7 protein-coding genes and 1 pseudogene are annotated in these 11,749 nt (G+C 68.0%); all 8 read left to right on the forward strand.

Annotated elements, in window-relative coordinates; genetic code table 11:
* Positions 1-436 precede the first annotated feature (436 nt).
* The 8 genes and pseudogenes from ABD907_RS17475 to ABD907_RS17505 all read left to right on the forward strand — a co-directional run bounded on the left by ABD907_RS17475 (position 437) and on the right by ABD907_RS17505 (position 11,743).
* The gene (locus ABD907_RS17475) at positions 437-1,423 is read left to right on the forward strand and encodes an amidohydrolase family protein (RefSeq protein ID WP_345217893.1); all 987 of its coding nucleotides are present in this window, start codon (positions 437-439) and stop codon (positions 1,421-1,423) included.
* A gap of 23 nt (positions 1,424-1,446) precedes the next feature.
* Positions 1,447-2,955, forward strand: coding sequence for an aldehyde dehydrogenase family protein (locus ABD907_RS17480; RefSeq protein WP_345217895.1), 1,509 nt, complete (start codon positions 1,447-1,449; stop codon positions 2,953-2,955).
* Positions 2,952-3,278 (forward strand): annotated as a pseudogene (locus ABD907_RS21160) (thiamine pyrophosphate-binding protein); the annotation flags it as partial. The gene ABD907_RS17480 and the pseudogene ABD907_RS21160, both read left to right, overlap by 4 nt.
* A 120-nt stretch (positions 3,279-3,398) precedes the next feature.
* Positions 3,399-4,619, forward strand: a complete 1,221-nt coding sequence (locus ABD907_RS17485; RefSeq protein ID WP_345217897.1) for a thiamine pyrophosphate-dependent enzyme — start codon at positions 3,399-3,401, stop codon at positions 4,617-4,619.
* 25 nt (positions 4,620-4,644) lie between these two features.
* Entirely contained in the window at positions 4,645-6,714 is a 2,070-nt protein-coding gene (locus tag ABD907_RS17490; protein WP_345217899.1) for a TRAP transporter permease, read from the forward strand.
* A 36-nt stretch (positions 6,715-6,750) separates the two neighbouring features.
* Positions 6,751-7,764, forward strand: a complete 1,014-nt coding sequence (locus ABD907_RS17495) for a TAXI family TRAP transporter solute-binding subunit (RefSeq protein WP_345217901.1) — start codon at positions 6,751-6,753, stop codon at positions 7,762-7,764.
* Between the two features lie 217 nt (positions 7,765-7,981).
* Positions 7,982-9,883 (forward strand): FAD-binding monooxygenase, encoded by a 1,902-nt coding sequence (locus ABD907_RS17500; protein WP_345217903.1) that lies wholly within the window; start codon positions 7,982-7,984, stop codon positions 9,881-9,883.
* Between the two features lie 207 nt (positions 9,884-10,090).
* Positions 10,091-11,743 carry a thiamine pyrophosphate-binding protein gene (locus tag ABD907_RS17505; protein ID WP_345217905.1) on the forward strand — a complete coding sequence of 551 codons (1,653 nt, stop codon included), beginning with the start codon at positions 10,091-10,093 and terminating at the stop codon, positions 11,741-11,743.
* The last annotated feature ends 6 nt before the right edge of the window (positions 11,744-11,749 follow it).

Genomic DNA, 11,749 nt, shown 5'->3' on the forward strand with positions numbered 1-11,749 from the left:
GTCAGGTATCGACCAATGCCTGCCGATGCGACGCAGTGCCGCGATGCCGCGGCCGCTCTTTCGTGAAGGAGCCTCGACGATGAGAAACGACCTTCACCCGGTGAGACGGGCCCCTTGCCCCCTACCTGTCGGCCGCCACCTGCGGCACCGGGTGTTGGAGCACCGGAGGCTTCCCGGTCGCCATTTCCGGCGTGCGTCGCCGTGCTGCGGTGAAGGTGGTCGCCTTCGCGGCTATCCGCTCGTCGGTCCGTACGGATGCGCGACGTGCTTGCGGCGGTCGTCGACCTGACTCGGCGACCGATGTCCCTTCGTCAGAACCCGATGGGCGCGCGACGCTGCTCTATCGCGGACGGGCTTCCAAGGCCTGTCACGGAAACAACGACTGCTCCCTCCGCAACGTGAATAATTTCTGGCGGGTGCCAGATGAAAGGAACGCATGACTGTCATCGACATCCACACGCACATGGTAAACGAGGAATGGCTGGACATGCTCCTGAAGCACAGCGACGGAAAGTATGCAGTGGGAGACGTTCCTGGTGGCCACAAGGCCGTGTACAAGGGCGGCACGGCTTTCATGACGCTTACCGACGGTATGTTCGACTACGAGGGTCGGATCCGGGCCATGGATGCCGCTGGTGTCGACGTCTCCGTCATCTCCTTGACCTGTCCCAACGTGTTTTGGGGTGGGTCGGCGGTCAGCCTGCGTGCCGCTCAGATCGTCAACGACGATATGGCCGCGGCCCAGCGCAGGTACCCCGATCGTGTGCGCTTCTTCGCCAGCGTTCCTTGGCAGTATCCCGAGGAGGCCGTGGGTGAACTCGACCGCGCCTGCAGGCAGGGGGCCGTCGGCGTGATGGTGCTGGCCAACATTGATGGCGCCTCACTGACCGATCCGCGTTTTGCTGAGGTGTGGAACGAGATCGACCGCCGTGAGCTGCCCGTGCTCGTGCACCCGGCGTCGCCGCCCGGCCTGGAGGAGATGGACCTGGACCGGTTCCATCTCGTGTGGAGCATCGGGTTTACCTTCGACACCACCCTGGCGCTGTCCCGGATGATCATGGATGGCTTCTTTGACCGCTATCCCAACCTCAAGATCATCGGTGGTCATGCCGGAGGCTACCTGCCCTTCGTCGTGACCCGCCTGGACAAGGGATTCCAGTCGTTCGAGTCCTGTCGCGAAAAGATCGCACGCCCCCCGAGCTCCTACCTGTCTCAGATCTATGTCGACAGCATCGTCTATGACGCCCGAACGTTGCACGCGACCCTAGACATCATGGGAGCCGACAACGTCCTCTACGGTACTGATTTTCCGCACAAGAACGGAAAGATGGAGGAAATTATCGAGCTCGTTGACGCGCTGCCTCAGCACCAGAGCGCGAAAATCTTCGGCGCGAACGCGGATCGCATCTTCGATCTGTCCTGAGAGATTCTTCGAGGAGATGAGAGATGTCGCTGCTCCGGACCAACTCGGGACCTCCGTCGGCCCAGGTCCTCGTCGGAGGCGAGCTGCTCCCCTCCAAGTACGTGCCCGTGCACAATCCCGCCAGGATCGACGAGCTGGTTGGCCACTGTGCGCTCGGCACACCGGAGATGGTGGAGCGGGCAGTCGAGACAGCCAAGGTGGCCGCCCCCACCTGGCGTGATCTGGGCTTCCACCGGCGCGCCGCGATGCTGCGCTCCGCCTTGCCGCGATTGCGGGAGACGCTGGCTGAGCGGGCAAACCTGCTCACGCGTGAGCAGGGCAAGGTGTTGTGGGAGTCGGTCGCCGACGCCCGAGGGCCCGAGCTCGTCATCGAGTATTTCGCCGGGTTGATCGACGGCGGGTACGGCCGCGAGGAGCGCTGGGACGAGTCGGGCCGTGTGGTGATCCGCCGCGTCCCCCGAGGCGTCACGGCGATCATCGTGCCGTGGAACTACCCGATCTATCTCGCCTGCCAACACCTGATCCCGGCTCTCATCACCGGCAACACGGTCGTCGTCAAACCCTCGGAGCTTGTTCCGTTGTCGCTCTCGCGCACCCTTGCCGTTCTCGCCGATGCCCTGCCGGACGGGGTCGTCAATGTCGTCCCGGGCGAGGGTCCGATCGTCGGCCGAGCGTTGACCCGGTCTGCGGACGTGCGGAACGTGTTGTTCACCGGGAGCGTGCCGGTCGGTCAGGAGATCCTGCGGGCAGGCGCCGACCTGGTACGGACCTCGTCCCTGGAGCTCGGGGGCAACGATCCTGCGCTCCTCCTGGAGGATGCCAGTCTCGACGACGCCACGATGAACGAGATGGTCCGAGGGGTCTTCACCTGCACCGGGCAGATCTGTTTCAGCATCAAACGCATCTACGTGCCGCGGTCTCGTGCGAACGAGTTCCTTGCCGCATTCACGGCGGCCGCCGACGCGATCGTGGTGGGTGACGGGCTCGACGAGCGGTCCACCATGGGACCGCTGAACAACGCCCGCCAGCTTGAGCGCGTGCAAGGGCTGCTCGCCGAAGCTCGGGGCGCGGGCGCCAGCGTCCAGGCAGTTGGTAGCCGCCTCGACCCCGACGGCTGGGAACGTGGGCATTTCATGCTTCCGCACGTCGTGTCCGACATCGCCGACGACAACCCGTTGGTTCAGACCGAGCAGTTCGGTCCCGTGGTCCCGATCGTCACCTACGACTCGCTCGAGGAAGGCGTCGCGATGGCCAACGACACCGAGTACGGCCTCGCGGCTTCGGTGTGGACCGCTGATCCAGACGCGGGGCTGCAGGTGGGGGAGCTCCTCGAGACCGGAAGCATATTCGTCAACTCCCACCGCCTCGGGTCCTCGGACATGAGCATGCCTTTCGGCGGGACGAAGAGAAGCGGGATCGGCCGCACCCACACCGCCGCGATTCTGGACGAGTGCACCGAGCCCCAGGCACTGGCGTTCAAGAAGGACCTCTCGGCATTCCCTGGCCCGGCCTTGGCGGAGCAGGCACGATGAGGCAACGGCGAGCCGCGAACGTTCTGGTCGAGGTGCTGCAAGAATGGCACGTCGACCGAGTCTTCATCTGTCCAGGCAGCACCGAGGCCGCCGCGCTCGACGCGCTGTCGGAGGCCGGCATCGCACTGCATCTCACGACGCACGAGTCAGTGGCCGTGGCGATGGCCGACGGTCACAGCCGCGCGACCGGACGCCCGTCCGTGGTCTACCTGCACGCGAACGTAGGCCTGTCCAACGGGCTGGCCCACCTGTGGGCGGCTCGCCTCGCTCGCTCGCCGGTTGTCGTGCTCAACGGCTTGAAGGCGTCCGGAGTGCAGTCGAGGGAAGGTTTCACCACGGCGCCTCACGTCCGGTCCATGGTGACCGACCAGGTGAAGTGGGACTGGGAGACCTTGTCGGCAGATCTGGTCGGGGAGGATCTCACTCGCGCGCTCGGGCGCGCGGTGCAGGAGCCCGCCGGACCCACATGGTTGGGCCTGCGCCAAGACCTGATGGAGACATTGACTCAATGCTCTGTGCCGCCCGCCCGGCGGTATGCGGGGGTCGCCGGCACCCGGCCGGCCAGGCAGGCCGTCCAAGAGGCGGCCGCCGTGCTCAGGGCAGCCGAACGCCCGCTGCTCGTGGCCGGGACTGAGGTGGCCCGGCAACGCGCAACGAGGCAGTTGATCGAACTCTCCGACAGGCTCCGGGCGCCCGTGGTGCTGGAAGACCGACGGGGCCTCGAGCGGGTCGGCTTTCCCACAGAACACTTGCATTGCGCCGGGCTGTACACACCGACGGCACCGGTGGTGCGGGATGCCGACGCCATCTTCTTCGCCGGCTGCAATGCGTTCGTCCAGTTCGAGGACGTCGGCATCGATCAGGTACCGGCCGGCGTTCCAGTCATCCACAGTCACCCGGACCCGGACCATCTGAACCGAGTTTATGGCGCGGACATCGCTCTTGCGGGCGACCAGGAACTCGTGCTGCGGGACGTGCTCGACGCGGTGTCCGACGGCTCGCCACCGTCTGGTCCGCGGGAGCCGCGCACGACAGCGGCCGTTTCGCCAGCCCAGATCCGACGGGCTGCGCTGGCCGGGCTAGAGGGAAGGAATCCGATCACGGCGACCGCCGCAGTGGCGACGCTGACGGACCTCGCCGGGCCCGACGTCACCATCGTGAACGACTCGACCACGGCTGCCAGCCTGGTGCTGGGGATGATCTCGGTGCAGACCCCCGACCAGTACCTCGCGACATCCTCAGGGTCCTTGGGATGGGGGATGGGCGCCGCGTTGGGCTTCCAGCTGGCACGGCCCGACCGCCGCGTGGTGGCGGTCCTGGGCGACGGCGTCTTTCAGTTCGGCATCAATGCGCTGTGGACGGCGGCCTACTACGCCGTACCGGTGACGTACGTGGTGCTGAACAATCAGTCCTTCGCGGCCAACGGGGCCGCGATCCAGCGGTACCGGCGGGCCACTGGACGTGACGCCGACCGGCCGATGCCCGGCGTGGACATCTCCGGCACGGATGTGGCCGCCGCGGCCCGCGCCTTCGGCGTGGAGTCCGTCCGGATCCGTGAGCTCTCTGAGCTCGGACCTGCCCTCGAGGACATGGCTGCGGTAGCCGCTCCATCGCTGATCGAGGTGATGACCGATCCGGCCGACCTCGGCCCGGCGCCCTTCTGACCCGACCGACCGAAGGCAGACATCGATGTCGAAGTACAAGATCTTGGCCGGCCGCATCGGCTCGGCACACCGGCGCGGTAGGGATGCCCAGCCCTCCGAGCTCTCCGCGTCCGCGATATCGAGCGAGCCGATCGCGTCGAGCTCCAGGCACGGCGAGGAGGAAGAGAACGGTTGGACCGGCTCGAAATGGCTCCACCGGGGTTTCTGGGCGACCGGGATCATGGTCGCTGCGGCCGCATTCCACCTCTTTACCGGCTTCACCGCACCGTTCCCGAGCATGCAGCAACGGGCTGTGCACCTTGCTCTCGGCCTCGTGGTCGTCTTCCTGCTCCATCCACCGACGGCCATGTCGAAGGTCGCTCCGAACCGGCGCGTCGGCGTCGTCGACCTGATCCTGGTCGTCGCGTCGGCCGTGATCGGCATCGTCATCTACCTGCAGTACAGCGAGATCCTGCAGACCTTCACGTACGACAGCTTCCACATCGTCCTGGCGTTCATCGCGACCTTGCTCGTGCTGGAGGGTGCTCGCCGCACCACCGGGCCAGCGCTCCCGTGCCTCGCGGCGATCGCGATCCTGTACGCCATGTTCGGCCAGCATCTGGGCGGGCTGTTCCAGCACTCGGGGAGCACGTTCGGCCAGATTGCCGGCAGTCTCTTTCTGTCCACAGAAGGCATCCTCGGCCTGGCGATGGGCGTCTCGGCCACCTATCTGGTGCTGTTCATCATCTTCGGCTCGCTCCTGCAGCTCTCCGGCGCGGGGGACTTCATCCTGGAGCAGTCCAACCTCATGGTGGGCCGCTTCCGCGGCGGCCAGGCGAAGGGCGCCACCCTGGCCAGCGGCATGTTCGGCAGCATCTCCGGCAGTCAGGTGGGCAACGTCGCTGCGACGGGTCCGGTGACCATCCCCTTGATGAAATCCACGGGCTTCAGCGCCAAGATGGCCGGCGCGGTCGAGGCGACCGCGTCGACGGGCGGCATGATCATGCCGCCGATCATGGGGGCAACGGCTTTCCTCATCGCTGAGATCTTGCAGGTCCCTTATGCCGAGATCGTGCTGGCTGCCCTGCTCCCGGCACTCCTGTACTACCTCGCGGTTCTGTTCACGGTCGACTTCGAAGCGGGCAGGCTCGGGCTCAAAGGGCGGCACACCGACGGCGCGCTGCGCAAGGTGGCGAGACTCTTCCTGTTCCAGGGGTACCAGCTCATCCCCCTGGCGATCCTGATCTATCTACTCATCATCGCGGGGACCTCCCCCGCTCGTGCGGCGGTCTGGGGGATCGTCGGCGCCGCGGGAATCATCGTGGTCACCGGGGTGGTGACCAAGAACTGGAAGAGCATCTTCCGCCTGTGCGTGGCCGGCGCGACCCAGGGCTTCCAGGCCACTCTGATCATCATCATGGCCTGTGGCGCCGCCGGCATCGTCATGGGAATGCTCGGGGTGACCGGCCTGGGCTTTCGCTTGTCCTACATCCTCACCCAGATCGCCGGTGAGAGCGTGCCACTGCTGCTGGTGCTGACGATGATCGCATCGATTGTGCTCGGTATGAGCCTCCCGGCTGTCGCGGCGTACCTCATCCTCGCAGTGACCGTCGCGCCTGCCTTGACCGAGCTGGGGGTGCAGCCCGTCGCGGCGCATATGTTCGTTTTCTACTTCGGGGTGCTCTCGGCGATCACGCCACCAGTCGCGCTGGCAGCGTTCACCGCAGCGGGGATCTCCGGCGCGCCGCCCCACGGCACCTCCTTCACCGCTGTTCGGCTCGCCATCGCCGGCTTCATCATCCCGTTCGCCTTCGTCGCCTCCCCGGCGTTGCTGCTCATCGGGAGTCCGGGCGAGATCGTCCAGGCGTTCGTCTCCTGCCTCCTGGGCGTTGTCGCACTGGCAGCTGCGGTCGCTGGGTACCTGTTCTCATCGCTGCGTCTGCCGTGGCGCGCCGTACTGGGCATGGCTGCGGTTGCGCTGCTTCTGGCCGGCACGCTGACCGACCTAATCGGAACGGTGCTGTTGGCCGTTGCCGCCGGCGCGAGCCGCGTCAGAGGGCGGAAGGAGGCGATGGGAAGTACAGCAGATTCGCTCGCATCTCCGGAGTCGGTCTGACCGAGACTCACTTCACCAAACACGCAAGGAGGCGTCATGAGACGAAAGATCATGGGACCGGCGGTCGCGGCCACGGCGGCGCTCGCAATGGTTGCCGCGTGCGGCGGCAACACCGGGGCGGGGGCAGATGGCGATGAAGGGCCACAGGACTACGGCATCGTGCCGCTCTACACCCCCCGGCAAGGGGGGACTGCCTACATCGTGGGTGGCGGCATCGCCAATCTTGTCAGTGAACATGTCGACGGTGTGCAGGCCTCGGTTGAAGCCACCACCGGCACGCAGGAGATGGTGCAGCGTCTCGCGGAGCGGCAGCAGACCGGCGAGCCGGCCTTCAGTCTGATGGACACTGCCGGCACTCTTTGGGCTTACGAAGGACAGCCCCCTTACGAGCAGGAATACACCGAGCTCAGGGCGCTGGCCTTCGCCGGCAATGCGGATCTGTACATGGTGGCCCGGGCCGATTCCGGGATCGACGAGTACGCGGACCTGGCCGGAAAGACACTGGGAATCGGTGGGCCAGGTTCTCCGACGAACTTGCTGACGGTGGAGATCCTCGCGGCCCACGGACTGGACGAGGGCGACTACACGGGTGAGTTCCTGGGATACGAAGACGTCGTGAACGGGCTCTCCAATGGCAGCATCGATGCCGGTGTCCTGGCTGGTTCCCCGCCGGTGGCCGCCTATACCGAACTGGCGACCCAGGAAGACGTCCGGATAATTCCCGTGGACGAGCAGGTGGCCGAGGAGCTCGTGGCCGAGAGCCCGTACTTCTACCAGGGCGTGGTCGAAGGTGGCCAGTACCCAGGAGTGGAGCAGGAGATCCCGGTCATGGGCTTCGGCACGAACCTCGTGACCAATGCGGACACGCCGGACGATCTCGTTCGCCGGGTCATCGAGGTGGTCTACGAGTACCACGATGACCTCGTCGCGGTGCACGGCTCCGCCGAGGTCATGACCCCGGAAAACGCCACTCGCGCGATCGGCATCCCGTTCCACCCAGCTGCAGAGGAGTACCTGTCCGAACAGGGTGTTGACGTCGGCATGGAGTAGATCTCCGTCGGTACGGCGCTCGGCTCGCCCTGCCGGGCGTCGTACCCGTTCGGGCGGGCGCGAACGCGCTCGTACCGCTCCGCCGGTTCTCGCCCACTGTCAGCACTTGTGCGCTCGATGTGAGCACTCTTACAATCGGCCTCTCGCTATACGAACGCCATGTTCGATTATTGAACGCGAGACGAACCGACAGCCCACGACGGCGTGAGGAGAACCCGTGCAGTTCCACCACCACGGCTACGTTTCCGGTGACCCACGGGTCCTGCCCGCCGCCGGGGTGGGCATCGACCGACCGGAGGATCTGCCCGACGAGGTCGACGTCCTCATCGTCGGCTCGGGCCCGGCGGGCATGATCGCCGCCGCGCAGCTGTCACAGTTCCCGGAGATCACCACCCGCATCGTCGACCGGCGCGGAGGACGCCTCGAGGTCGGTCAGGCCGACGGCATCCAGGCGCGCAGCGTCGAGACGTTCCAGTGCTTCGGCTTCGCCGAGCGCATCATCGCCGAGGCGTACCGGATCACCGAGGTGAACTTCTGGAAGCCCGACCCGAACAGTCCGGACAACATCGTCCGCGCCGCGCGCACCCTCGACGACGAGAACGGCATCAGCGAGTTCCCGCACCTCATCGTCAACCAGGCCCGTGTGCTCGACTACTTCGCCGAGGTGGCCGCCCACGGGCCGGCGCGCATCACGCCCGACTACGGGTACGAGTTCGCCGACCTGGAGGTCGCCGACGAGGGTGAGCGTCCGGTCACGGTCCACCTGCGCCGCACCGTGGGCGAGCAGGAGGGGAGCGAGCGCACCGTCCGAGCCAGGTACGTCGTCGGCTGCGACGGCGCGCGAAGCCCGGTACGCCGCTCGATCGGGCGCGAGCTCGTCGGCAAGGACGCCAACCACGCCTGGGGCGTGATGGACGTCCTCGCGGTGACCGACTTCCCGGACATCCGCACCAAGTGCGCCATCCAGTCCCGCGCCGGCAGCATCCTGCTCATCCCGCGCGAGGGCGGCTTCCTGTTCCGGATGTACGTCGACCTCGGCGAGGTCACCCCGGAGACAAAGGCCGGCGTGCGGCAGAAGACGCTCGAGGAGATCGTCGCCCAGGCGAACGCGATCATCCACCCCTACAGCCTCGAGGTCCGCAACGTCGCCTGGCACAGCGTGTACGAGGTCGGCCACCGCCTGACCGACAAGTTCGACGACGTCCCCGCCGACCAGGTCGGCACCCGAACGCCCCGCGTCTTCATCACCGGCGACGCCTGCCACACGCACAGCGCCAAGGCCGGCCAGGGCATGAACGTGTCCATGCAGGACGGCTGGAACATCGCCTGGAAGCTCGGCCACGTGCTCACGGAACGAAGCCCGGAGTCGCTGCTCGACACCTACTCCGCCGAGCGGCAGGTCTACGCCAAGCAGCTCATCGACTTCGACCGCGAGTGGTCCGCGCTGATGGCCACCAAGCCCGAGGACCTGGAGGACCCGACGGTCCTGGAGGACTTCTACGTCAAGACGGCGGAGTTCCCGGCCGGCTTCATGGTCCAGAACGCGCCCTCGATGATCACCGCCGAGGCGGCCCACCAGGACCTCGCGACCGGGTTCCCCGTCGGCAAGCGGTTCAAGTCAGCACCCGCCGTGCGCGTCGCCGACACCAACCCGGTCCACCTCGGCCACCACGCGCGCGCCGACGGGCGCTGGCGGATCTACGTGTTCGCCGATCCGGCGGCGCCCGGCGAGGCCTCACCCACGGCCCACCTCGCCGAGTGGCTCGCGACCTCGCCGAGCTCGCCCGTCGTCGCCCACACCCCGAAGGAGGCCGACGCCGACACCTGGTTCGACGTCAAGGTCGTCTACCAGCAGCAGCACACCGAGATCGACCTCGGCAAGGTCCCCCAGGTGTTCCTGCCCAGGGTCGGCCCGTTCCAGCTCATCGATTACGAGAAGGTGTACGCGAGCGACCCCGAGCACGACATCTTCGAGCTGCGCGAGATCGACCGCGGCGGTGCCGTCGTGGTCGTGCGCCCGGACCAGTACGTGGCGAACGTGCTGCCGCTGAGCGCGACCGACGAGCTGGCCGCATTCTTCGCGGGTGTGATGCGCGCGCCGCGGGTGACGTCGGCCTGAGCGCGGCCCGACGCCCTGGGCATGGCGGACGCCCGGCGGTGGGACCAGGACGCGGTTCGCAGGCTTGCGCGGGGACGGCGGACTGCTCGTACGATGACGCCGTCAGCCGGGAAGGACCTAGGCGGTGCTCGACAAATGGGCACGGAGCCGCGCGAGCGTGCGAGACACATACGGAACTGTCCGTCCTGTCTCGAGAGGTTCGACCCCATGACCACCGTCGCCGCCCACGTCGCCGCCACCCTCGCCGCCCACGTCGACCACGTCTTCGGGCTCATGGGCAACGGCAACGCCTGGTTCCTCGACGCCCTCGAGCGTCACACCGACGCCGAGTTCACCGCCGTCCGGCACGAGGCCGGCGCCGTCGTCGCGGCCGACGCCTACCACCGCGCCTCGGGGCGGCTCGCCGCGGCCACCGCCACGTACGGGGCGGGGTTCACCAACACGATCACGCCCCTCGCGGAGGCCGTGCAGGCGCAGATCCCGATGGTCCTGGTCGTCGGTGACGAGCCCACTTCCGGTCCCCGACCCTGGGACGTGGACCAGATCTCGGTGGCCGCCGCCGTCGGGGCCCGCACCTACACGGTCGGTCGCGCCGACGCGGCCGCCACGACGGCGATCGCGATCGAGCACGCGCTCATGGGCCGCAAGCCGGTGGTGCTCGCGATCCCGTACGACGTCGCCACCGCCGACGTGGGGCCGGTGCCCGCGGTGCCGAGGCCGCGACGGCCGGTCCCGGTCGCGCCGACCGGTCCGTACGCCGAGGCCGCGATCTCACGGGTCGCCGCCGAGCTCGCCGCCGCCGAGCGGCCGTTGTTGCTCGCCGGCCGCGGTGCCTGGCTCGCCGGGGCCGGTGAGGCCCTCGGTGCCCTCGCCACGGCGACCGGCGCGATCACCGCGTCGACGGCGCTCGGTCGCGGCGTCTTTCCCGACTCCCGCCACGACCTCGGCGTGGCCGGCGGGTTCGGCGCGCCGGGCGCGATGGACCTGGTGCGCGAGGCCGACGTCGCCGTCGTCCTCGGCGCTTCCCTCAACCAGTTCACCATGCGGTTCGGCGAGCTGTTCGCCCCCGGGACCACCGTGGTCCAGGTCGACGTCGCGCCGACGGCGACCCACGAACGCGTCGGCACCTACATCCGGGGCGACGCCGCCCTCGTCGCCCGCGCCCTCGTCGACGAGCTCGCCGGCCACGAGAGGTCCGGGCCGTCGTGGCGCGACACGGTCGACCTCGAGCGGCTGCGCGCCCAGGAGCAGGGCGAGGCGACGGCGCCGGACGGCCGGCTCGACCCGCGCAGCGTCGCGGTGACCATCGCGGGGATGCTGCCCGAGGACCGCGTGGTGGTCTCCGACGGCGGCCACTTCATCGGCTGGGCGAACATGTACTGGCCCGTCGCCGCGCCGGATCGCATGATGATGGTCGGCACCGCGTACCAGTCGATCGGTCTCGGGCTGCCGAGCGTCGCGGGCGCCGTCGCCGCGCGACCCGGGTCGACGATCGTGCTGACGACCGGCGACGGCGGTGGGCTCATGGCGCTCGCCGACCTCGAGACCGCCGTGCGCGCGGCCGGCGGGCGGGGGCTCGCCGTCGTCTGGAACGACGCCGCCTACGGCGCCGAGCTCAACCTCTACGGGCTCAAGGGCCTGGCCCAGTCACCGATGCGGATCCCGGAAGTCAATTTTGCCGCCTTCGCCTCCGCTCTCGGCGCCGAGGGCGTCGTCGTGCGCGACCTCGCGGATCTCGACCGCCTCGCCGAGTGGGCCGCCGCACCGATCGAGGAGCGCGCGTTCCTGCTCCTCGACGTGCGGATCTCGGGCGGGATCGTCGCGCCGTACCAGGAGGAGATCATCCGGATGAACAGCTGACGGTGT

The sequence above is a fragment of the Georgenia halophila genome, from assembly GCF_039541595.1.